20 protein-coding genes are annotated in these 23,394 nt (G+C 59.3%); 10 read left to right on the plus strand and 10 right to left on the minus strand.

Annotated elements, in window-relative coordinates; genetic code table 11:
- Positions 1-156: 156 nt before the first annotated feature.
- Positions 157-1,602, plus strand: coding sequence for an aldehyde dehydrogenase family protein (locus WNZ14_RS04740; protein WP_342867442.1), 1,446 nt, complete (start codon positions 157-159; stop codon positions 1,600-1,602).
- 106 nt (positions 1,603-1,708) lie between these two features.
- On the opposite strand, the gene WNZ14_RS04745 is transcribed toward WNZ14_RS04740, so the two are convergent.
- Positions 1,709-2,263 carry a winged helix DNA-binding protein gene (locus tag WNZ14_RS04745; protein ID WP_342867443.1) on the minus strand — a complete coding sequence of 185 codons (555 nt, stop codon included), beginning with the start codon at positions 2,261-2,263 and terminating at the stop codon, positions 1,709-1,711.
- 109 nt (positions 2,264-2,372) lie between these two features.
- On the opposite strand from WNZ14_RS04745, the gene WNZ14_RS04750 reads away from it, so the two are divergent.
- Together WNZ14_RS04750 and WNZ14_RS04755 are read left to right on the plus strand one after the other, a co-directional pair.
- Positions 2,373-3,464 (plus strand): LLM class flavin-dependent oxidoreductase, encoded by a 1,092-nt coding sequence (locus WNZ14_RS04750; RefSeq protein WP_342867444.1) that lies wholly within the window; start codon positions 2,373-2,375, stop codon positions 3,462-3,464.
- Entirely contained in the window at positions 3,445-3,981 is a 537-nt protein-coding gene (locus tag WNZ14_RS04755) for a flavin reductase family protein (RefSeq protein ID WP_342867445.1), read from the plus strand. The genes WNZ14_RS04750 and WNZ14_RS04755 overlap by 20 nt, the downstream gene beginning before the upstream one ends.
- 175 nt (positions 3,982-4,156) lie before the next feature.
- Here WNZ14_RS04755 and WNZ14_RS04760 read toward each other — a convergent pair whose 3' ends face one another.
- From WNZ14_RS04760 to WNZ14_RS04770, 3 genes are all read right to left on the minus strand, one after another.
- The gene (locus WNZ14_RS04760; RefSeq protein ID WP_342867446.1) at positions 4,157-5,548 is read right to left on the minus strand and encodes an EAL domain-containing protein; all 1,392 of its coding nucleotides are present in this window, start codon (positions 5,546-5,548) and stop codon (positions 4,157-4,159) included.
- Positions 5,549-5,841: 293 nt separating this feature from the next.
- Complete coding sequence (locus WNZ14_RS04765; protein ID WP_342867447.1) at positions 5,842-7,182, minus strand: ATP-binding protein; 1,341 nt, start codon at positions 7,180-7,182, stop codon at positions 5,842-5,844.
- Complete coding sequence (locus tag WNZ14_RS04770) at positions 7,179-7,838, minus strand: response regulator transcription factor (RefSeq protein ID WP_342867448.1); 660 nt, start codon at positions 7,836-7,838, stop codon at positions 7,179-7,181. The genes WNZ14_RS04765 and WNZ14_RS04770 overlap by 4 nt, the downstream gene beginning before the upstream one ends.
- A 142-nt stretch (positions 7,839-7,980) precedes the next feature.
- Between WNZ14_RS04770 and WNZ14_RS04775 the strand changes: the two genes are divergently transcribed.
- The 5 genes from WNZ14_RS04775 to WNZ14_RS04795 all read left to right on the plus strand — a co-directional run bounded on the left by WNZ14_RS04775 (position 7,981) and on the right by WNZ14_RS04795 (position 12,610).
- Entirely contained in the window at positions 7,981-8,256 is a 276-nt protein-coding gene (locus WNZ14_RS04775; RefSeq protein ID WP_342867449.1) for a PepSY domain-containing protein, read from the plus strand.
- A 152-nt stretch (positions 8,257-8,408) separates the two neighbouring features.
- Positions 8,409-8,750 (plus strand): hypothetical protein, encoded by a 342-nt coding sequence (locus WNZ14_RS04780; RefSeq protein ID WP_342867450.1) that lies wholly within the window; start codon positions 8,409-8,411, stop codon positions 8,748-8,750.
- A gap of 191 nt (positions 8,751-8,941) precedes the next feature.
- Positions 8,942-9,412, plus strand: coding sequence for a DUF2271 domain-containing protein (locus tag WNZ14_RS04785; protein WP_342867451.1), 471 nt, complete (start codon positions 8,942-8,944; stop codon positions 9,410-9,412).
- Between the two features lie 11 nt (positions 9,413-9,423).
- A complete protein-coding gene (locus WNZ14_RS04790; protein WP_342867452.1) occupies positions 9,424-11,634 on the plus strand; it encodes a PepSY domain-containing protein in 2,211 nt (736 codons plus the stop codon).
- Positions 11,615-12,610, plus strand: coding sequence for an FAD:protein FMN transferase (locus tag WNZ14_RS04795; RefSeq protein WP_342867453.1), 996 nt, complete (start codon positions 11,615-11,617; stop codon positions 12,608-12,610). The genes WNZ14_RS04790 and WNZ14_RS04795 overlap by 20 nt, the downstream gene beginning before the upstream one ends.
- 325 nt (positions 12,611-12,935) lie before the next feature.
- Here WNZ14_RS04795 and WNZ14_RS04800 read toward each other — a convergent pair whose 3' ends face one another.
- From WNZ14_RS04800 to WNZ14_RS04815, 4 genes are all read right to left on the minus strand, one after another.
- Complete coding sequence (locus tag WNZ14_RS04800; protein WP_342867454.1) at positions 12,936-13,151, minus strand: hypothetical protein; 216 nt, start codon at positions 13,149-13,151, stop codon at positions 12,936-12,938.
- Between the two features lie 77 nt (positions 13,152-13,228).
- Entirely contained in the window at positions 13,229-16,291 is a 3,063-nt protein-coding gene (locus WNZ14_RS04805; protein ID WP_342867455.1) for an efflux RND transporter permease subunit, read from the minus strand.
- A complete protein-coding gene (locus WNZ14_RS04810; protein ID WP_342867456.1) occupies positions 16,288-17,415 on the minus strand; it encodes an efflux RND transporter periplasmic adaptor subunit in 1,128 nt (375 codons plus the stop codon). Before WNZ14_RS04810 ends, WNZ14_RS04805 begins: the two co-directional genes overlap by 4 nt.
- Complete coding sequence (locus WNZ14_RS04815) at positions 17,415-18,812, minus strand: efflux transporter outer membrane subunit (protein WP_342867457.1); 1,398 nt, start codon at positions 18,810-18,812, stop codon at positions 17,415-17,417. The genes WNZ14_RS04810 and WNZ14_RS04815 overlap by 1 nt, the downstream gene beginning before the upstream one ends.
- Before the next feature lie 97 nt (positions 18,813-18,909).
- Between WNZ14_RS04815 and WNZ14_RS04820 the strand changes: the two genes are divergently transcribed.
- Positions 18,910-19,596, plus strand: coding sequence for a response regulator transcription factor (locus WNZ14_RS04820; RefSeq protein ID WP_342867458.1), 687 nt, complete (start codon positions 18,910-18,912; stop codon positions 19,594-19,596).
- A 2-nt stretch (positions 19,597-19,598) separates the two neighbouring features.
- On the plus strand, positions 19,599-20,873 hold the full coding sequence (locus WNZ14_RS04825; RefSeq protein ID WP_342867459.1) for a HAMP domain-containing sensor histidine kinase: 1,275 nt from the start codon (positions 19,599-19,601) through the stop codon (positions 20,871-20,873).
- A gap of 67 nt (positions 20,874-20,940) precedes the next feature.
- Here the strand turns inward: WNZ14_RS04825 and WNZ14_RS04830 are convergent, their stop codons facing one another.
- Together WNZ14_RS04830 and WNZ14_RS04835 are read right to left on the minus strand one after the other, a co-directional pair.
- Positions 20,941-21,879: an ABC transporter permease gene (locus WNZ14_RS04830; RefSeq protein WP_342867460.1), complete on the minus strand. Its 939-nt coding sequence runs from the start codon at positions 21,877-21,879 to the stop codon at positions 20,941-20,943.
- Complete coding sequence (locus WNZ14_RS04835) at positions 21,876-23,393, minus strand: sugar ABC transporter ATP-binding protein (RefSeq protein WP_342867461.1); 1,518 nt, start codon at positions 23,391-23,393, stop codon at positions 21,876-21,878. Before WNZ14_RS04835 ends, WNZ14_RS04830 begins: the two co-directional genes overlap by 4 nt.
- Position 23,394 lies beyond the last annotated feature (1 nt).

Genomic DNA, 23,394 nt, shown 5'->3' on the forward strand with positions numbered 1-23,394 from the left:
AAAAGGGCTGGTAGAAGCACAATTCATCCAGGCATCAATAACATTGAAGCTGTCGGGTGAAATCAAGGTTGCATTCCGCGGCCTTGAGCCCCTAGAGGATTGAGTTGAGACGATACGGTGCCTATCTGTGCCGTGGAAACAAGTTTGGAGAATGATATGATCGAGAAGCGCGAGTTCTACATCAATGGTGCGTGGGTTTCGCCTGCAAAGGCGCAGGACTGCGAGGTCATTGATCCGTCAACGGAAGAAGCCTGCGCGGTCATCTCGCTCGGTTCGACCGAGGATACGGACAAGGCGGTTTCGGCTGCCAAGGCGGCTTTTGACAGCTGGTCGCGGACCGATCCCGAAGTTCGCCTCGGCTATGTCAAGAAAATCCGTGAAATCTATGCCGAGCGCGCCGAGGACATGGCTCAGGCGATCAGCCTGGAAATGGGCGCGCCGATTGCGATGTCCCGCGCCAGTCAGGTCACGTCCGGCACATGGCACATCGACAATTTCATCACAGCTTTCAAGGAAGTTGAATTCATCCGGCCGCTCGGCTCCCACGCCCCCAATGACCGCATCGCCATGGAGCCGATTGGTGTCGTTGGCCTGATCACGCCGTGGAACTGGCCGATGAACCAGGTAACCCTGAAGGTGATCCCGGCGCTGCTGGCTGGCTGCACCATAGTGTTCAAGCCGTCGGAAGTGGCTCCGCTCTCATCGATCGTGTTCGCCGAGATTGTTCATGCCGCGGGCTTGCCTGCCGGTGTCTTCAACATGGTCAATGGCGATGGCGTGGGTGTTGGCACCGACCTGTCGACCCACCGTGATGTCGACATGATCAGCTTCACCGGTTCCGCACGCGCCGGCGCTGCCATCTCCAAAGCTGCAGCCGATACCTTCAAGCGGGTGTGCCTGGAGCTCGGTGGCAAGGGCGCCAATGTCATCTTCGCTGACGCCGATGCCAAGGCTGTCGAGCGTGGCGTTCGCCATTGCTTCAACAACACCGGCCAGAGCTGCAACGCGCCGACCCGCATGCTGGTCGAACGCCCGGTCTATGATCAGGCGGTCGAGAAGGCCATTGAGGTTGCTGCCACCGTCAAGGTTGGCTCGTCGCATGAGGACGGCAACCACGTCGGTCCAGTTGTCTCCGCAGCGCAGTTCGACAAGATTCAGGGCCTGATCCAGAAGGGCATCGATGAAGGCGCGCGGCTGGTTGCCGGCGGCACCGGTCGCCCGGAAGGCTTCAATCGCGGCTATTTCGTTCGCCCGACAATCTTCGCCGATGTCTCCAACGACATGACCATTGCGCGTGAGGAAATCTTCGGACCGGTTCTGTCGATCATTCCGTTCGACAATGAAGAACATGCGGTCGAGATCGCCAACGACACCATCTACGGCCTGACCAACTATGTGCAGAGCCAAGACGGTGCCAAGCGCAACCGCATGGCCCGTCGTCTGCGCTCGGGCATGGTCGAGATGAATGGCAAGTCACGCGGCGCAGGCGCACCCTTCGGTGGCGTCAAGGCTTCCGGCCGGGCCCGTGAAGGTGGCGTCTGGGGCATCGAGGAGTTCCTCGAGGCCAAGGCCATCTCCGGCTGGGACAGCGACGTCGCCTGATCCCAGGCTTTGAACCAGCGTTCTTTCAACGGCTCGCCGCTTAACGGGGCGGGCCGTTTCTCATTCTCGTTGGCAGTATCTTGCGCGGCTACTGTCTGCGCGTGCCTCAGCGGCGGCGATGGGTCGCTGCCACGCGGGATATTTCCTCATAGATGCCGGACAGAAGATTGATTGTCTGCGTGGCCGATCGAAGCCGCTCTGCCAGATCGGGAACATCCGCGACTGCGGCAATCAGCAGGCGTCGGCGCAAATCTCCATAAGCCTCTGTCACGGTGCGGCCCTTTTCCGTGACCTGATAGGTCACGCCTGACCGGCCTGCTCCTTTGCGCAGAACGAGCTCAGCACCAATCAGCTTGCGCAGGCTGTACTGGATATTTGGCACATCATCCCGGTTGGTCAGCCGCGCCAGATCCTTGATGGTTTTTGGGCGCTCGTTCATCCGTATGATGTGCAGAAGTGCGTTCTCGGGGCCTGAGGCCGCCAGATCGACCACGCCCGCCAGACACTCCGACTGCCAGCGCCCGAAGCCCTCAAACGTGCGCATCAGCGCAAACTCCAGTTCGGTCGTGCTGACTTCGACATCGCTCCTGGCCAGATGCCAGCGATAGTCGAGTTCGTAATGTGCGGGTTTGTCTTCGGGCGGCGTCGGGCCGTTCTTCATAGAGTACTCCTGAATTTCCGTTAAATTTTACTCCTAAAACATATTGACGCAATCGCATTTTAAGATAGATTTTCTATCATAAATTATAACAAATAAAGGAACGGCCACTATGACAAGGAACATGATGCTGGCGGATGACCGGTTTTTGCTCGGGACATTCTCGTCAAATTGCTCATCGGGAATGAGCGTCACCAAGGTCGAGGAACGTTGGGACAATTCCTGGGAAAACAACCTCAAACTTGGCCACCTGCTCGATGATGCAGGCATTGATTTCATGCTGCCGATCGCGCGCTGGATTGGCTATGGCGGCGAAACCGATTTTCATGGCGGCGTGCTGGAAACAGTCACCTGGGCCGCCGGATTGCTGGCCTCGACGAAGAACATCTCGGTCTTTGCCACCATCCACACAGCCGCCAATCACCCCGTGGTGGTGGCCAAGCAGATTGCCACCATTGACCATATCAGCAATGGCCGCGCCGGACTGAACATCGTCGCCGGCTGGAACAAGCCCGAATACGAGGCGCTTGGCCTGACCCTGCCTGATGACCATGAAACCCGTTACGGCTATGCGCAGGAATGGTTTGATGTTGTTCGCAAGCTTTGGGCGTCGAAAGACTATTTCGACTGGGATGGAGCCTATTTCAAGCTCAAGGGCGTGCACGGAGACCCGCTTCCAGTCCGTGGCGATGTGCCGATCATCAATGCTGCCGGTTCGCCGCAAGGCCGCGAGTTTGCCACTGACAACGCCAACTTCCTGTTCACCCCGGCGATTGATCTGGCGCGTTCGATTGATGAGATCAAGGAACTCAAGGCCCAGGCAAAGGCCAAGAACCGCAAGGTCGATGTGCTGACATTCTCCCATGTCATCTGCCGTCCGACCGAGGAAGAGGCGCTCAACTATCTCGAGCACACCGCCAAGACCAATGCCGACTGGGAAGCTGTCGACAATCTCGTGCGTCTGCAATTCGCGCACGCGCAAAGCTTCCCGCACGATCTGCTGGCGCTGATCCGCGACCGCTTCGCCATGGGTCATGGCGGCTTCCCGCTGATTGGCACGCCTGATCAGGTGGCCGAAGGCATTCTGTCGCTGCATCGCGCCGGGTTCGCAGGTACCACGCTGTCTTTTGTCGATTATGTGAAGGAATTCCCCTATTTCCGCGACAATGTCTTGCCCAAGCTCGATGCCGCAGGCATCCGCTGAGCGCGAAGGAGGCGCGGACGCCGTAATCGAGCGTCTGCCCTCCGCCGCTGAATTCCGCGATGCCATGCGGAATTTCGTTGGCAATGTCAGCGTCTTGACCGCCGGCAAGGACGACGACCGGTCAGGGCTGGTGGTGACATCCGCCATCTCGCTGTCGGCCGATCCGCCGTTGCTGCTTGCTTGCGTCAATCGGGCATCGTCAACCTGGCCGCTGATCAAGCGTTATGGCTGCTTTGGCTGGTCGGCGCTCGGTGCAGGACATCAGGCGATCGCGGAGCGGTTCACGGGTTTCGGCGGAGCCAAGGGCGCAGACCGGTATGCCGGGGCGTCCTGGGTCACCGCAAAGACCGGTGCTCCGCTGCTGGAAGACGCAGCCGTCGGTATCGATTGCACGGTCGAGGAGATGATCGATCGCGCCACCCATTCGATCATCATCGGCCGGGTTCAGGACATCCGTATACGCTCCGGACAGGGGGCAATGATCTACTGGAACGGTGCCTTCCGCGGATTGACTTGATGACAACCTTGGACCGGCGGGGCGCGAAAGCCCTCCGCCGGCTCAATCCCGGCAGGCCGTCTTCTAAAGATTACCGATAAACTGGTCTGAGACAAAAGCGCCGCCCGGCCATGGACCTTCACGAACCAGTGTCCCGCGCAGCACCTGACTACTGCGAACAGTCAGAAAAATCCTGTTACGACCGAACCACGGCTTTCAGCCTTGTTGGCCGTGCCAACGACTCTGCTGCCTTCTGCGCAACAAGGGCTTTGAAGTCCTCATCCGGCACGGGCCGGCCGAAATAGTAGCCTTGGAATTCTTCGCAGCCGCAATCGAGCAGGAACCGGTGCTGAGGCGCCGTCTCGATCCCTTCCGCGAGAACGACCAGGTCCAGATCGAGGCCCATTCTCACGATGCTTTTGACAAGTGATGCGCCGCTCGGGCTTTCAAGCGATGCCTGGACAAAGCTGCGATCGATCTTCAGCTGGCTGACCGGCAGCCTGCGCAGGTAATTGAGCGAGGAATAGCCGGTGCCGAAATCATCGAGCGCGAACTCGATGCCTGCAGCGCGCAAGATGTTCATTTTGGCGATCACCGGGTCCACGCCCGAAATGATGACGCTTTCCGTCAGCTCAAGTTTCAGCTTTGTCGGGTCGATACGGAACAACTCGACCGTTTCCAGCACAGATTGTTCGAAACCATCGACATTGAACTGACGCGCGCTCACATTGACCGCAAGTCTCAACTGGCTGAGCACAGAATCTTCGCTCCAGACCGCCAGGGTCTGGCAGGCTTCCTTCAGCACCCAGCCGCCGATCAGCGGCATAAGCCCGCTTTCTTCAGCGACTGGAATGAAGTCGATCGGCGGAATGTAGCCTTTTTGCGGATGTTTCCAGCGCAACAGTGCCTCGGCGCCGATGATTTTGCCCGCATTGTCCACCTGTGGCTGGAAGTACAATTCCAACTGGTCGTGCCGCACCGCTGTGCGCAATGCTCTGGAGATTTCGTTGTGCCCGGTGGATTCGCGATGGATCGCATAAACGCCGCCGCATAACATCGCTGTTGCCAGGATGGAATTGAACCAGATCGCGTAGTACCGCATGTCGTCTGGAATAATGAACGCTGAGGGAAGCGCGAATTTGGTGCTGGAGAAGAAGATGAAGGCCAAAAGGGACGTCGCAATAACGACAATCTGGAATGTCGATTTTTGCCTCAGGTAGTTGAAGTAGGCGACAAGGGCGATAACCGGCAGATAAAGATGCGAGATCCTCGGCATTTTGTCGCTCGGCGCATCAAAGACCAGACAGAAACTGATTGCAAACACCAGAAAGGCGATCTCGGACCCAATCAACGCGGCATTGATCCTGCCGGTTCTGATCATCAGCCAGCCCGTGCCCCCGATTGCGGCGAGCAACAGGTCGGCAAAAGCAAGGGGCCAGTTTTGCTGCCAGCCGAAAAAGCAGAACCAGCACAGGCCCGCACAGAGGATAATCAGGCAAGCGGCCTCATAAGCAAAGATCAATCGCTGCGACTGCTTCTTTGTATTGGCCGGCAGTGATGTGTCAGGCGTGGACTCGGTCAAGATCATCTTAGCAACTTCATTCAACCCCAACGGAAAAGGCGGCCTCTCTTAGGCCTTGATACAAGGATGGGATTAATGAAAAGACCTTGAAACTTGGATAGATTTAGCATTTTAGCAAACCTGAAGAATACGCCGGATTTCTCGAATATCCGTTGGTTCTTCATACCGGCTCACATCATTTAGTGACGTGTAATATATACGATCAATAGATGTTGGGCTTGCGATCACATCTTGAAGGTACGCGAAGCCTGAATCACCGGAACGGATTGCATCCACAAGATCCACTATTCGATATGCAGCTATCGCGAAGACGCTGTTGTCGGGAGAACAACGGCCGCCTCGATACCGCCTGTCTGCCCGGCAACCGGAGAGGTCAGGGTAAACGTGCAATCCGCACGATCTGCAATGGTGTGAACAATCGCCAACCCCAAACCGCTTCCCTTGCCGGATCCCGATCCGCTTTCAAAGCGGCGGGCCAGGCGGGCGAGTGTTTCGGGAGCGATCACCGGGCCCTCATTTTCCACCGACAGCCTTCCTGACGCTGAAAGCCTGATCTTGACCGGCGAGCCCGGCGACCCGTGCTTGAGCGCGTTTTCAATCAGGTTGCGACACACTATGCCGAAGGCATCGGGATCGATGTCAGACATCACCGGATCGTCCGGCGGGATGAAGTCTATCTGGCTGGCCCAGGAGGTTCGTTCGAAATCCGAAACAATCAGGCGCAGAACCATGCGCAAATCCGCAGGCTTGCCCGTTCGTAGCCGCCCCCCTTCCGCGCGGGCAAGCTGGATCAGTTTTTCCGACAGCCGCGTGAGCCGTTTGAGGGTTGTCTCGATGTCTGCTGCACGGTTTGCAGCGACAGGGTCGGAGGTCTCGCTTTGCAATCGCTGCGCCTGGGCAATGGCGCCCGCAACCGGGGTGCGCAACTCATGGGCGGCATTGGCGGCGAAGCTGCGCTCAGCCTCGAAGGCCGCGTTCAACCGCGCCAGAAGCTCGTTCGTGGCCACGGCGATGGGTGCAAGCTCGCTCGGCAGATCAAGATTGGAGGTCGGCGAGAGATCATGCGCGCCGCGGCTGGCCAGCGCGTTGCGGAACTGCCTGACCGGCCGGAAACTGAAGCCCACGGCCCCGAATATTGCCGCCAGACAGAGCGGTATGACCACCAGCAGCGGCAGTCCAAGGCCAAGCTGCATCTCGCGCGCCATCAAGGCGCGGTGTTCGAGCGGCTCGGCCACGGCAATGGTGATGGAATCCTGCAGCGCAGAATCATAGTAGAGGCGGTGGGTGGCCGACTGGCGGAATCCGACACCGTCAAAGGGCGGAAACACCGATGGGTCTGCGGCATGAGACGAAATCAGCACGCGCCCCTCAGCATCGCGCACGATGTAGGTCAGAAACTCGTCATGTTCCCTGAGCTTGGTGATCTTCTGCGAGACACCTTCTTCCTCGCGGTCGATGATGTCGACAACAGCAAGCGGAAGCAGCCTTTGCGCGGTCTCCTGCAAAGCGGAATCAAACACCTCGTCCATTTGCTGGCGCAGCAGTGTCGCCGTTACGGTGGCTGCGATGATCCAGAGAACGGTCACGCCGAGCCCGATGAGGATAGCAAGCCTTGCCTGAAGTGAACGCGGAGCCCTCATGCGGTGCCCAGCCGGTAGCCGAGGCCACGCTCCGTCTCGATCACCTTGGCGCCGAGTTTCTTGCGCAAGCGGCTCACATGCACCTCGATCGCATTGCTGTCGATCTCGGTGTCAAAGGAATAGAGCCGCTCCTCAAGCTGCGCCTTGGACAGAAGCTGCCCCGGACGCTGCACGAAGGCCTCGAAAAGCACCCATTCGCGCGCGGTCAGCGGCACCATACGGCCCTCCTTGCGCAAGGACCGGGCAGCGAGATCAATCTCGAGGTCGCCAAGCTTGATGATCGGATTCGGATTGCCTGAGTATCGCCGCGCGACCGATCCGATGCGGGCGGACAGTTCGGCGAGGTCAAACGGCTTGACCAGATAGTCATCCGCTCCTGCATTCAATCCCTCGATCCGGTCCGACACCTGGTCAAGCGCCGTCAGAATGATAACCGGGGTGACGTCACCCTTGGCGCGAAAGGCCCTGAGAAACGGAATGCCGCGCCCGTCGGGAAGCATCAGGTCGAGCAGCACCAGATCGTAGGCTGCCACCGCCACGGCATCGCTCGCCTCATCAAGCCGTTTGACCCAATCGAGCGAATGACCGTCGGCAGCGATCTGGTCATGGACGGCCGAGCCCAGAACCGTGTCATCTTCAATCAGGAGTATCCGCATTGCTGGTCGCCCGTGTTGTTCGTGCACTTTCTCGCATTGCCAACTGACGGCAAACTGAAGCGCGCTGCTGGCCATGTTCAGCCCGCCGTCAGCTTCGGGGCGCAGATGATCCCTCAAGAAGCCATTACAGGGAGTATGGGGTATGAGAAGGTCACTGGCCATTCTGTTTCTTTTCGCATCTCTCGGCGCCACGGGCCTGGCCCGCGCCGACGAGGATGATTGCACAGTGCCGATGGCGCAATGGCAGCCGCGCGAAGCGGTTCAGCGCATAGCCGCAGAGCAGGGCGTTACCGTTCGCAGGATCAAGATTGATGACGGTTGCTACCAGATCAATGGTCGCGACGCGTCGGGTCGGAAAGTCGAGATCAAGGTCAATCCGCAGACATTGGAAGTCATTGATATCGAATATGACGATTGAGGCTTCGAGGAGCGCCGGCGCCGGTGCGCCGCACCCATTGCTCCTCGGTCTTGTTCCTGACGCCAAGCTGAAGCAAATGGGTCTGGGACGTCAGTAAACGATAAGGCTGAGGGACGAGGTTCCGGGTGTCGATCAAATCAAAGGAGACACCCATGAAGACCACACTTGCTATCCTGACTGCAACCACGGCGCTCGCCGCTTTCCTCGCGATGCCTGCGGTCGGCGCAGTCCATTCCGTTTGGACGGGCGATTCCGGTCAGTTCGCCGGTATGCACGACGCGTCATCGAAGGGCGCGAGCTATCTGCTCGCCAGCAATGACGACGATGATTACCGGTCCAAAGCCGGTTACCGCTCGGATGACGATGACGATGGCGAAGATGACGATGATGATGGCGGCCAGGCAAGTGCAAGTCCTGCCCCTGCCGGTTCAGTAGCGCCCCCTGCCAATGGCCTGTTTGATACCGGCTCAGGATCAAAAGTTCAGGTGAACTGACCCAAATCCTGTGCTGCCTGCCTTTCAGCCCCGTCATCGTTCATCGATGGCGGGGCTTGTTTCATTCTGCCTTCCGTCAGCCGTTTCCGGAAAGCTGACGGCAAGCTGAAGCAAATTGTTGCGGTTGTTAAGGAAGGCATCAGGCGCGGAGCCCATTGAAGCACCATCAGATCAACCCGTGGAGAAAAATGATGAAATCGATCCTGGCAGCACTTGCCATCACCACCGCGCTGACACTTCCCGCCACCGCCTGGGCGCGACCTGTCACCCTCGACACAACACTGAAGAACTACAGTGGCAATGGCGCCTATCTGGCGATCTATGTGACCGACGCCAACGGCGTTTACAAAGGCAGCCTCTGGATGGCTGGCGGCAAGTCGAAATATTATCAGCATCTGAGCGACTGGCAGCGCGCCACCGGCGGAAGCCTGTCGGAGATCAACGGAATCACCGGTGCAAGTGTCGGTTCGGGCCGCAAACTCTCGATCACGCTCAACCTCGCGGACGCGCTGTTTGATGCCGGCTACCAGCTGCATGTCGATGCCGCCGTGGAAGACATGCGCGATAGCCCCTCCGAAGTGGTCGTCCCGCTCACAACCGCTGGCGCTGGCAAGGCAACACCCGGCCGTCGCTATATCGAGTCATTCACTTACAACATGTGAGAGCAACCAGCATGATCCGCTCCCTGCACAGATGGCCCGGCCTCATCGCCGCCGCCCTTCTTCTTGTCCTCAGCCTTTCCGGCGCCGGGCTGTCGGTTTTTCCGGCGCTCGAGACCGTGACGGCGCCTGCGCAGACGGAGGCCGGGCTCAGTATCGCTGACCTGACAGCACGGGTTCTCGTCACCCATCCGGGTGTCGAGCAGATCAAGCGCGCACCCTCGGGGCGGATCACTGCCTACTGGTTTGACAACGGCACGCCGGGTGCTGCCGTTGTCGATCCGGCGACCGGTCTCGATGCCGGCTCCGCCGACGCATCACCTGTCGAGCGTTGGGTGAAAACGCTGCACCGCTCGCTGTTTCTCGATGATTCAGGGCGAATCGTGGCCGCCATTGGCGCTGCAGCCATGCTCATTCTTTCGATGTCCGGCATTGCACTGGTTGTTCGCCGCACCGGCGGCTGGCGTCGTGTGTTCACGTCCCTGAAGGGACCGCTGCCATGCCGGTTACACGTCGAGATCGCACGCCTTTCCATCGTCGGCCTGCTGTTGTCGTCCGTGACCGCATTGTGGATGACCGCCTCGACATTCGGCTATCTGCCGGAAAACAACGTGACGCCAGCGATCCCCAACACCGTCAGCGGTGAGATTGGGTTCTCGGTGACGGATATTCAGGCACTGCGCACCGCGCCGCTGTCATCCTTGCGGGAGCTCACCTTTCCCTATCCTGATGATCCAACCGACGTCTTCACGCTGAAAACCGATGCCGGGCAGGGCTATATCGATCAGGGAACCGGTGCGCTCCTGGCCTGGGTCGAACCAGGCGCCTGGGACCGGATATCTGAAACCATCTACATGCTGCACACCGGCCAAGGTGCCGCGACGCTGGGCCTTCTGCTTGGGCTTATGGCGCTTGGCGTTCCGCTGATGGCGGTGACCGGCATCATCGTCTGGGCGGCAGGACGGCGCGCCCGGCCTAAGCTGCGGGGCAACGTGGCAGCTGGTCATGCTGATACTGTCCTGCTCGTGGGCAGCGAAGGCGGCAATGTCTGGGGCTTTGCGGCAACCCTGCAAGCGGCTCTGACCGCCGCGGGCCAGAAGGTCCACGCAGCGCCGATGTCTGCATTCGCTCCCGATCGTTATACAAATGCTGCCCGTATTATCGTTCTCGCCTCGACCTATGGCGATGGCGTCGCGCCGGCCTCGGCGAAGGGGTTTCTCGATCGTCTTGCCGCCTTACCCGCGCCTCCTTCCATGCCGCTCGCGATCCTGGGCTTTGGCGACCGCAGCTTTCCTGACTTTTGCGGTTTCGCAAAGCAGGTGGCCCGCGCCGCCGAAGCAAAGGGCTGGAGCACGCTGCTGCCCATGGACACCGTCAACCGCCAGTCGCCGCAGGATTTCGCCCGCTGGGGTCATTTGCTCGGTGCAGCACTGAACCTGCCACTCGAACTCGATCATCAGCCTGTGGCGCCGAGGACAAAAGCCCTCACGCTGATGTCGCGTCGCGACTACGGCGCCGAGGTACAGGCCCCGACGGCAATCCTGCGCTTCGCCCTGCCGCATATCCCCGTCTGGCGTCGGATAACCGGGCTTGGCGTTTCCCGTTTCGCGGCAGGAGATCTGATCGGAATCGTGCCTGAGGGATCGCCATCGCCGCGCTTCTATTCGCTCGCTTCGGGCGACAAGGACGGCTTCGTGGAAATCTGCGTCCGCAAGCATCCCGGCGGCCTGTGTTCGGGCCAACTTCTCTCGCTCGAACCGGGAGAGGCCATTCAGGGCTTCATCCGCCCCAATCCTGGCTTCAGGCCAGCGCGTGGCAAAAAGCCTGTGATCCTGATCGGCGCGGGTACCGGCATCGGTCCGCTGGCCGGCTTCGCGCGCGCCAACACAAGGCATCAGCCGATGCATCTGTGGTTTGGCGCCCGCCATCCCGACAGTGATCTTCTTTACCGGCCCGAGCTGACCGAATGGCACGAACAAGGAAAGCTGACCTCGGTCGCGGCAGCCTTTTCCCGAACAGAAACCCGCACCTATGTGCAGGACATTCTGCGCCGAGACAGGGCCCGGATTGCCCGGTTGATCGCCAATGGCGCAAAGGTTCTGGTGTGCGGCGGCCGCGAGATGGCAGCGGGCGTTGCCGAAGCAATGACGGACATTCTGGCTTCACAGGGCCTTACCCCTGCAATGCTGAAATCGGAGGGACGATATGCCGAAGACGTTTACTGATCTCAAGCGCCACGCGCTCAATGGCGAGACCATGGGCACACGCTGGTCGGCGCTGTTTCACAAGCCAGCCGAATTCGACGTGGCCCCGGTTGCGGCCGCCATGGCGGCGGCAGTCACCGAGGTGGATCAGCAGATGTCGACATGGAAGCCCGACAGCGACCTGATGCGGTTGAACGCCGCGCCGCCTTGTGTCTGGGTCCATTGTCCCGAACATCTGATGATTGTGCTGGAGATGGCGGTGTCGATCGGCCGGGCATCTGGCGGCGCCTTTGATATTGGCGTGGGTGACGCGGTCTCGGCCTGGGGTTTTGGCGCAGCCACTGTGGATCCGGCTCGTATTCAGTCCGCGCTGTCTCAGTCCAGACGCCGGACGCATGATGTGCTCGAACTCGACATGTCCGGACGGCGTGTGCGCAAAAGCGCGCCGGTGTCGCTGGACCTGTCAGCCATTGCAAAGGGTTACGGCGTGGACCGCCTGACCGATGTCGCACGGCGCTTTCACATTTCCGACGCACTGCTCTCGATCGATGGTGAGTTGCGCGGGATCGGCCTGCAGCCCGATGGCTCGCCTTGGGCAGTTGCGATCGAGGACCCGGATTACGCGGCGCGCAAACCATTGACCATTCTGACCTTGCACGATGCCGCTGTCGCCACCTCGGGCGACTACCGGCACTGGATCGACGTCGGTCCAAAACGGTTGTCGCACACCATGGACCCGGGACGAGGCGGGCCGCTGGCGCAATCGCCCGCTTCAGTCACTGTCATTGCTGAGACCTGCATGGCAGCCGATGCCTGGGCAACGGCACTGATGGTGAAAGGCAGTTCGGAAGGCGCAAAATTGGCCCGCCAGACGGGCTTGAACGCCCTGTTTGTCGAGCGCGATGCTGACGGTCTGCGCCAAACCACCATCGGAGCACTGTTCGAGCCCGGGTCCGCGGGCGCAGCCAAGGTCTCGTACGCGCTGCCTATGGATTGAGATTTAGGCGCTGATGTCCAGTCGGACCTTACCCGACCATCCGGTGGTCGGGGAGCGGCGCCGCAGTCCATCCCGGTGCGAGGGTAACTGCGTCATTGCTACAATGAGAAATTAAATGGCCCGGTCCCAGTCATACTGGCTCGGTTTGCCAACAGGTGATCGAGTGGGCCAGGCAGCAATGCTGACGAATATGCCCAACATCATAAACAAGAAAGTCATCAGCCAGTGCTCCTAAGCTCAATCCCGGCGCATCTGCCGATCGATGATCGGCGAGTAGCCACGTGGTCTGCTTCGTCTGTTCCGGGTAAATAGTGCGCCCGTATGGTTAACAGCGCCTTAATGCGTGACTTGGCTGATATAGCGCCCAACCCTGACGGTCGTGATCACCGGTCTCCACCAGGCCCGCAGGGAGGGACACGTCTGTCGTCACCAGCGTATCTCCGCCGAAGACGACCGCCATTTCGGTTATGAGATAGCTGACCGAGCGCGGGCCGATCTTGCGGGGTTCCGGGTCGATGCTGATGGCGCTGCCAAGGGTCATCGGCAGAAGGTCATGGGCTCGTTCATGATCGTGCCGGCAAACCCGGGAAACACTGCTTGCATCCCGGGTCTAGTCGATCAGGCGTGCTTGGCCCTCGAAAACAGTCCTTTGAGCAGCACGACCACGTCATCAATCAGCGTGAACACCACAGGAATAACGAGCAGGCTGAGGAAAGTGGAGGTGATGAGGCCGCCGATCACCACGATCCCCATCGGCTGGCGAAAGCTTGGGTCGCCAGCGACAAGGCTGAACGCTGCCGGCGTCATGCCGCCAATCATGGCAACCGTCGTCATGATGATAGGTCGGGCACGTTTGTGACATGCGTCGACAAGAGCCTCGAAGCGCTCCATGCCATTCCTGCGCGCTTCAATCGCGTACTCGACAAGAAGGATCGAGTTCTTTGACACAATCCCCATCAACAGTAGCAAGCCAATGACCGCTGGCATCGAAAGGCTTGTGCCGCTCACGACCAGTGGCAACAAAGCACCGCCAAGGGCCAGGGGCAGGGCCATCAGGATGGTGACCGGCTGCAGGAATTCGTGGAACAGCAGAACCAGCACAGCATAGATGCAGAACACGCCGATCACCATGGCCAGGACAAAGCTGCCGAACAGCTCACTCTGTCGCTTGATTTCACCCTGTTCGACAAATTTCACACCTTGCGGCAGGTTCTGGTAGGCGGCGAGTTGCGAAGCCTCCTGGTTGACGTCGGAGAGCGATCTGCCATTGAGTTCGATCGTCAGTGAGACATTGCGCGACCGATCCAGCCGGTCGATTTCGCTGGGACTGGAGCCGAGCGCGATGTCGGCGATGGCGCCGAGCGACACATTGCCGTCCGTGCCCTGGACCGGGATCAGGGAAATCGCATCCAGCGACTGGCGGCTGCTCGTATCGAGCATCACCCGGATAGGGACCTGGCGCTCGGGCAGATTGAGTTGAGACAATGCAGCGTCATAGGCGCCCGCCGTCGCCACTCGTATGCTGTCAGCGATAGCCTGGGAGGTCACTCCGAGCGAAGCTGCCAAAGCCAGATCCGGCTTTACAATGATTTCGGGCGACTGCATCGAAGCGGACGACGTCACGTTTCCGATGCCCGACAGGGTGCGCAGATCCGCCTCCAGGCTTGCCGCAGCCTGCTCAAGCACATCGGAGTCGTCACCTGCCAGCGTCAGCTGGAGCTGTGTGCCATTGCCGCCAGAGCCAACCTCCACGCGAACGCCGGGAAGCTGTTGCAATTTCGAGCGCAGATCGGATTCAATTTGTGCCTGCTTGATGTCACGATCGTCAATCGGTGTGAGATTGACCACGATCGTGGCGGAAGTGACGCTTTCGGTCGCCGAGCCGCCGCCTGCGCCGCCGGTGGACGCTGAACCGGTCGCCTGAAACACCGAGGTGACATGATCAACGCCGGCAATGAGGCTGGAGGCCTGACGCGCGGCATCGTCGGTCAGCTCGATCGTCGAGCCTGGGGGCGTCGTGATGGAAACCTGGGTCTGGCTGTTGTCGGACGCCGGGAAGAATCCGGTCGAAAGGTTGCTCAACAGCAGAACTGAGAAGACCAGAAATGCGGCGGTCCCGAGCACGGGTATCCATCTATGCCTGAGCGCGCCTTTGACAAGCCAGAGATAGGTTCGCATCACGCGGCCATCCTCGATGTGCTTCCTGTCGTTTGGCTTGAGGATGTAGGCCGCCATCATCGGCGTCACCAGACGGGCAACGAGCAGTGAGGCAACGACGGCAACAGAGGCCGTGACGCCAAATTGTTTGAAGATGATCCCTGGAATTCCGCCCATGAAGGCGGTGGGCAGGAACACGGCAACAAGCGTAAAGGTTGTTGCCACCACTGCCAGTCCAATTTCATCTGCCGCTTCCATTGCGGCCTCGTACGGGCTTTTGCCCATTTTGAGGTGTCGTTCGATATTCTCGATCTCGACAATGGCATCGTCGACCAGAATCCCGACGACCAGGGACAGCGCCAGAAGCGTGATCGTATTCAGCGTGTAGCCGAGGAAATACATCGCAAGACAAGTGGGCGCAATTGACAGTGGCAAGGCGATGCCAGCCAGAAGAGTGGCCCGCCAGTCGCGCAGAAACAGCCAGACGACCACAATCGCAATCAGGGCGCCCTCGTAGACCATGTCCATCGAAGCTTCATAATTGAGCTCCGTCGGAACGATTGTGTTGTAGCCTTCCTCGATATTGACGCGGGGGTTTGCAGCAGCAAAAGCCTTCATCTCCTCACGGACGCTCTCGGTTACGGCAATGTCGGAGAAACCCTTGTTGCGTTTGATCTGCGCCGCAATCACCGGCTTGCCGTTGAGATAGGCCAGCGAGGAGAAGTCACTGTGGGTATCTGTGATGGTCGCGATTTCGTCGAGCCGGACCCAGCTCCCCTTCGGCAAGGGAATAGGCGTGCCGCGAAGTTCGTCGACGTTCTTGACCGCAGCCAGGGTACGAATGGACTGACTGTCTCCACCGATACGTCCCTTGCCGCCGGACAGATCGGACTGCACTGCTTCCAGCTGGTTGTTGACGTCAGTCGCCGAGAGACCAAGCCCATCAAGCACATTCGCATTGAGCTCAACCCGGATTTCCCTGCCGACGCCGCCGAGCCGGCCGACTTCGCCGACACCGGTGACCGACATCAAGGCTCTCGACATATCGTTGTCGATAAACCAGGACAGCTCCGCATCGTCCATTGTGTCCGAACTGACGACGTAGGTGACCAGCGGCGAACCGTTCAATGATTGCTTGGAGACTGTCGGGGTATTCATTTCCTGCGGCAGGTCGCCTTTTGCCGTGTCGACGGCGCTCTTGACCTCGTCGAGCGCAACCTGGCTGTCCTTGGATACATCGAAAGACACAGAGATGCTCACGGATCCGTCGGTGATCGTGGTGACCACGGAATCGAGCTTGGTCAGACCGGTGAGTTCATCTTCGATCTTGCGAGCGACTTCGGTTTCGAGCTGCGATGCTGCTGCACCCTCGAGCGAGGCCGAGATCGTGATCGTTGGCAGGTCCATGTCGGGAAAATTCTGAACATCCAGGCGGTTGAACGCCCAGATTCCGCTGGCCGTCAGCATGAAGAACAGCAGGATCGGGGGAACGGGATTGCGGATCGACCAGGACGAGATATTCACTTTACCTGCTCCGTCACCGCGGCGTCGATGGTTGCGGCAACACGCACGACGGAGCCGTCCGCGAGGAATGTGCCGCCCGAGATGACCACATCGTCACTCTTCTCGATACCGGAGAGAATTTCGACGCGGTCGTCCTGCCGCCTGCCGGTTTCGACCCGTTTCCGGGTGACTGTTGGCGTATCCCCCTGGTTGACGGTGAATACATAGGAAAAACCATCTCTGAGAACGACCGCTGTCGAGGCCACCGCAAGCGCTTCGGTTTGATCGAATTCGAAATATCCGCTCACCAGGATGCCGACCTTCGGTTGCGGAACGTCTTCATCAGGATGCAGGGCCACGTAAACCTTCACACGACCATTGTCGGTGGACGTCGTCGGCGAAATCAGCCGGACTTCGCCGCGAACATCCCCGAATGGCGTGGGGATAACTGCGATTGTACCGGTTCGGACATCGGCGAGCCGCTTGACCGGCAACTCGGCCTGCCATTCGATCCGGTTCTGACGGATGAGCTTGAACAATTCCTCGCCGGCAGTCACGACGTCTCCAAGCGAAGCCATGCGCTCGGAAATAACTCCGTCATCAACTGCGTAGATCTTGGTCCTGTCCAAAGTGAGTTGCGCAGATGCCAATGCCGCCTGGGCCGAGGAAAGGTCGGCTTTCGCCTTGCGTTCGGTAATCAGATATTCCGTCGTCTGTTGCTGTGACAACGCTCCCGATCCGGTCAAGCCTCGGGCGCGATCGGCATTGGCGGTTGCCTGTTCGAGCGTCGCTTCTGCCGCCTCGACTGCAGCTTGCTGCTGCTGAAGCGTCGCATTCGCGGTCTCCGGGGAGAATTGAACAAGCAGATCCCCTTTCTTCACGGTCGCGCCGACATCCGCTGTGACGTCTATGATTCTCATGCCGCCGGCTGCCGCCGCGATGACCGCCTCATGCCACGCGGCGAGCCGGCCGCTGGTCGGAATGGTAACCGGCCACATCACTGTTTCCGGTTTGGCAACACTGACGGTGAGGGAGGCTGCGGGGGAAACGCTCTCTGCGCTCTCCTGGCTGAAGGCAGCAGGGGCAAGAATAAGCGATCCCACGGCAAGCGTCGCCGCAAGTGGCATGAAAGCAAGTGTGCGCATCAGTCCTTTCCGTTGATTGAGGCCACAACGGACGGGTTTGTCACCGACCACCCGCCACCCAGTGACTTGTAGAGCGCGATCCAGTACTGGACGGCGTCGCGTCTGATTTCTATGAGCGTGATGGCAGCAGATTGCGCTGACCGACGGGCCTCTTCGCGGTCAAGGATGCTGACCCCGCCGGATTTCCAGTTTTCATCGACCGAGTTGAAATAGCTTTGATAATTGTCGGCCGCGGTCTTGGCGTCGGTGATCCGCCGTAGCGCGGTGTTGACGCGGATGAGCGCGGTCTCGACTTCGCCGACAGCATTCAAAACGCCGGATTTGTAACCGGCCACAGCGAGATCATAATCGGCGACGGCGCTTCTGACTGCCGCTCTTCGTGATCCGCCATCCAGGACCGGTATCGAGAGTGCGGGCCCGAACGACCAGGGGGCTGATGTGCCGGAGACGGAAGAGGCGCTGATCGAAATCGATCCGCTCAGGCTGAGACTGGGGTACAGATCCGCTTTTGCTGCACCAACATCTGCGATGCTCGCGGCGACTTCGGCTTCCAGGGCATTGATATCAGGTCTCTGCCTCAAGACTTCAGCGGGCACTGACGCAATGCGCAGTGCGGACGGTTGCGGAATGCGGCCTTTTCCCTGCTTGAGAAGCGATCTGACAACAGGCTCATCGCCGCCGGTCAATTGCACCAGCGATTTGATGATGATCTCGCAATTCGCGCGCTGAGCGGTGAGGTTGGACGAGGATGTTGCCGCACTTGCTCGGGCCAGCGCCAGATCAGATGTTGAAATCAATCCGGACTGGGCCGATTTTTCGGTGACATTGATTGTCTCCCGCTGCGACGCGAGCTCGTCACGGTAAAGCCGCTCGAGCTGACGGCAAGCGCGATACTGGACGTCATAGTCACCGACTTCGGCGGCGACTGAAATTCTTGCCTCATGCCACGACCAGACCTGCCCCTGCGCACGCGATGCCGCGGCTTCTGCCTGTCTCTTGTTCTTGCCGAACAAGTCGATCTCCCATCTGGAATCCAGCCCGCCACTTCGCGACGTCAGGGCCGCGACTTCGTTGGCCGAGCCTCCCATGGTGCCCGAGCGCGTGACTGACGCTGAACCATCTAGTGATGGAGACAGGCCGGCCCTCGACGAATCAAGCGTAGCTCGGGCCTTGTCTATATTTGCGACTGCCTTCTGGATTTGGGCGTTTTCGGTTTCCGCCAATTGGATCAGTTCATCAAGCGATGGATCCTTGAAGCTGGCCCACCATGACAAGAGTTCCGATGAGCGACCGCCATGCGGCAATGTAGCGTGCCAACAGGCCGCAACAACAGGCGTCGAGGTCTTGAGTTCGCCCAGGCTCATGCAGCCGCCGAGGCCGACTGCAAGAAAGACCATTGAAATTGAGGGAAGAAATTTGCCGGAAATGTAAAAGTGCTTTCAGTAGCTCCGGCAAGCCCTACGGTGCGCGCATCGACCCCTATGGATGCATAAAATGACCAATGTGCTTTTGATCGATGACGACATCGAACTCACGAGTTTGCTCAGTGAATATTTGAGCAAGGAAGGGTTTTCCGTAGAGGTGACCGCGGATGGCAGGATCGGCGTTGCCGAAGCCATGTCCGCCTCAACCGATCTCATTGTGCTTGATATCATGATGCCACGGATGAATGGCATTGAGGTGTTGCAGAAGATCCGCGAGGTCAGCGAAGTGCCCGTGCTGATGCTGACAGCCTATGGGGACGACATCGACCGCATTGCAGGGCTTAACCTTGGGGCTGATGATTATGTTTCCAAGCCCTGTTCGCCCGGTGAGTTGACGGCCCGCATCCGTGCCATTCTTCGCCGTTCTGGTAGAGCCGGGAGGGATGGTCCGCCGGAAGAATTGAGGAGCGGCGAGCTGATTCTCCATCCGTCCAGCCGGCGAGCCGAGTGGCGCGGTGCGCAACTGGAGCTGACCGGTACCGAGTTCAGCCTTCTCGAGGTGCTCGTCCAGTCAGCCGGTCAACTGGTCTCCAAGGAAGAGATCTCGCTGCGCGCTTTTGGCCGGGCGCTCACTGCATTTGACCGGCGGATAGATGTGCATATCAGCAGTATTCGCCAGAAGATTGGAGCGCGAGGCGACGGAAAACCCTGGATCCAGGCTGTGCGGGGGCGGGGTTACCAGCTTCTGGAAGGTTAGCAATGAATCGGTTGTTCAGAAAGTTCTTCGTGGTCGTTTGGTTGGCCATGACCGGTTCCATAGCACTTCTCTTTGCGCTCAGCGCGCTGTTCGGATCGCCTTTCGATGAGGAGGTTCTCAATCGGGAGTATCGCTTTGCGCTGGAGACTTCGGCGCAGGTCGTTCAGACAGATGGTCTTGAAGCAGCGACAAATCTGCTTGCGGCCATGGAACGAACCGGACGAGCCATTCCGATCAGCATAACCGCAATCGGGCCGGCTATTGATTGTTCAAACACAAACGAGAATGACCTCGTCAGAACAGCCGTCAGAGATGGCACTTGCTATCAGCTGATGATTGCCGGGTCGGCACAGAGCGTGGCTTCCAAGACCTGGCCGAGAATGGTGCCATGGCTCGCAGCCCTTCTCGCCGCCGCCGCCGCCGCTTACTGGCTGGCCCGCTATTTCATCACTCCCGTCGAGCAGCTCCGCTTCGGATTGAGATCGCTCGCCAAGGGCCAGCTCAATGTCCGGATAGCCCATACAATCGGCAGCAAGCGAGACGAGATTACGTCGCTGGCCCACGATCTGGATATCACTGCCGCGCGACTCGAAGACTTTCGGGTCGCACAGCAACAGTTGTTTCACGATGTCTCCCACGAGCTACGGTCTCCACTGTCGAGGCTTCAGGCAGCCATTGGCGTCTTGCAGCAAAACCCAATGCGCCTGTCGGCGATGATTGAGCGCATGGGACGAGAGGTTGCGCGTCTTGACGAACTGGTTGGGGAAATCCTGACGCTTGCAAGGCTCTCGGAGCGGGACAATCCAGGCTTCGACCTGCAGACGCTGGATGTGGTCGATCTGATCCGCGAAATCATTGAGGACGCGGGCTTCGAAGGGCAGGCTCGCGGCATTGAGGTTCGCTATAAGGGCGTGGATTCATTTGTGGCTTCGGTCAATGGAGAGCTGATTTACCGGGCGCTCGAAAACGTCATACGCAACGCGATCACGCATACGAAAACTGGTACATCTGTATTGGTGACATCAGAGGTCAAGAACAAGCAACTCGTGCTGGCTATAGAGGACGAGGGCCATGGGGTACCGGAAGCTGAACTGGAAGGCATTTTCCAGCCCTTCTCCCAAAGTTCGACTGGCAATGGCCGCACAGGGTTCGGTCTGGGCCTTGCCATTACGCGGCGGGCGGCTGAATGGCATGGTGGTGGGGCGACCGCTCAGAACAAGGCGTCCGGTGGTCTTCGTGTTCAAATTACCATTCCTGCAGGCAGCGCCAGCAAATAAGTCGAAGGAGATCAGCCCATTTGAAGGCAATATGGTGCCAACCGCCGTACTCATATGTCTTGCGGGATCAATGCGCCTTCTTGCCGACCGAACTGATACCGATGGCTGCCAGGATGATCAGGCCCGTTGTCAGGTCGCGATAGAAAGGATCCGCATTCAGGATGTTGAAGCCGTTGTTGATCAAGGCCAGCAGCATCACGCCCGCCACGCTGCGCCACACTGCCCCCACACCGCCATAGATGCTTGTCCCGCCGAGGATAACAGCCGCGATCGCCTGCAGTTCAAAGCCGCTGCCGGCAGAGGCCTGGCCCATAGATATGCGGGATGTGGCAAGGGCCGAGGCCAGCCCCGCCGCCATGCCCGCCAGGGCGAATGTCATGATCTTGATCCTGTCGGCGCGGATACCCGACAGGATCGCGGCATCCTGATTGCCGCCAACTGCCAGCACCTTGCGGCCAAAACTCGTGCGCGTCAGCACAAAACTCAAGATGAGCGCGAAGGCTATCATGACCCAGACCGACAGGAACACGCCTCCGACCTTGCCGCGGCCCAGCCATGTGAATTCGTCCATGCGCACCGGAATCAATCGACCGTCCGAGATAACAACCGCAATACCCTTGAAAATCAGGCTCGTGGCGATCGTGGCAAGGAACGAATGGACATTGAGCGCGGTGATCACGACCCCGTTCATGAGGCCAAGGGTCAATCCGACAACCGGTGCAAGCAGCAAGCCAAGATAGGGATCAACGTTCAAGGCGACCCACGCCGAACACACGGCACCAACTGCGAAGGTCGAGCCGACCGACAGGTCAAATCCGCCCGCAATGATCACCAGGGTCATGGCTGAGGCCATGATCGCCAGCGGCGCGTTCTGATTGAGGATGTTCAACAGGTTCGCACCGGTCAGAAAACTGTCCGACAGCAGGGTCATGGTTGCCATCAGCACGGCTATCAGGATGAGCACCGCATAGCTCTGACAAAATCTGAGAATATGGATCGGTGTCATACCAGTGCGTCCTCGTTAGCGTCGGATTGGTATTGGAAAAGCAGGCTCAACACATCCGCTTCGGTGGTGGAGCTCGTGTCGATCGATGTCATGATGCGGCCGCGATCAACCAGATAGGTACGGTGCGCAAGGCCAAGCACTTCATCGATTTCGCTCGAGATGACGAGCACGCCGACACCGCGTGCCGCGAGTGCCGCAATGGCCTCATGGATCAGCTGACGCGCGCCGACATCCACCCCTCGGCTGGGTTCATCGAGAAGCACGACCTTGGGGTTGTCCAGCAGCCATTTTCCGATCAGTACCTTTTGCTGGTTGCCGCCGGAAAATGAGGAAATGTCTCCGCCAACCAATGCCGGACGGACCTGGAAGTCCTCAATCAGCTGTCGGGTCTTGCTGCGTTCTGAGCTGGCGTTCAGCACGCCGAGCGAAGCGAAGCGCCGCAAGTGAGGCAAGGTCGTGTTCGCACTGACCGGCAGTGTCATCACCAGGCCTTGCTTGCGGCGGTCTTCAGGAACGAGAACGATGCCCTTTCGGGTCGATGCTGCGGGAGACCGGTCGGTATATGCCTCGCCATCCAGTGTGATCGTTCCCGTCGAGGCATCTGCGCCAACTATGGCGCGCGCGATTTCGGTGCGCCCGGACCCGACCAGTCCTGTCAGGCCGACAATTTCGCCAGCACCGATGGTCAGATCAACGCCATTGACGCCTGTGCTGGTGCGCAAGCCGCGAACCTCGAGCAGAGGCAAGGGGTTTGGCGAAAGCTGCTTTGGCGGAAAAGGCGTCTCTGTCTTTTCACCCCCGAGCATAGCCGATACGAGCGTCGACTTGGTTTGCTCGCCGGCATCGACCGTCTGAACCAGATTGCCGTCTCGCAAAACTGTGATGCGGTCAGCAACATCGAGAATGTCATCGAGGAAATGCGAGACATAGATCACCGTGCGGCCTGCATCTCGCAGCGCCCGCATCGTGTTGTGCAACTGCGTGATCTGGTCCTTGGCAAGCGACGAGGTTGGCTCGTCCATGACGATGACCCTTGCGTCACGCGCCAGCGCACGCAGGATCTCGATCTTCTGCCTGTCGGCAATTGACAGTTCACCCGCCGTGTCGTCGGGCCTGAGACGAAACCCGGTGGATTTCATCAGAACCTGCAGTCGCTTGGCTTCCGTATTGCGCAGAATGCCGAAGCGTTTCTCTTCAAGTCCGAGAAAGACGTTTTTTGCCACAGTCAGCGCGGGCACCAGCTGCAATTCCTGATGCATGATGGCGATGCCCTGGGCCAGAGCCTCCGGCGGCCCCCACCGTTGCACCGGCTTGCCAAAAACCGTCAGCTGACCGGCGCTTGCGCTGTAATAGCCGCCCAACACCTTGCCAAGCGTGGATTTTCCGGCCCCGTTTTCACCGACAAGGCCATGAATTTCGCCGCAGTGAATGTCGAGATCAATGTCGCGCAGGACCGAGGTTCCGGAAAACGAAACCCCGATCCCGCGTGCAGAAATCGCAACCTCTGCTGTCATG

Source organism: Hoeflea sp. AS60, from assembly GCF_038900115.1.
In the GTDB taxonomy this organism is placed as follows: Bacteria; Pseudomonadota; Alphaproteobacteria; order Rhizobiales; family Rhizobiaceae; genus Hoeflea.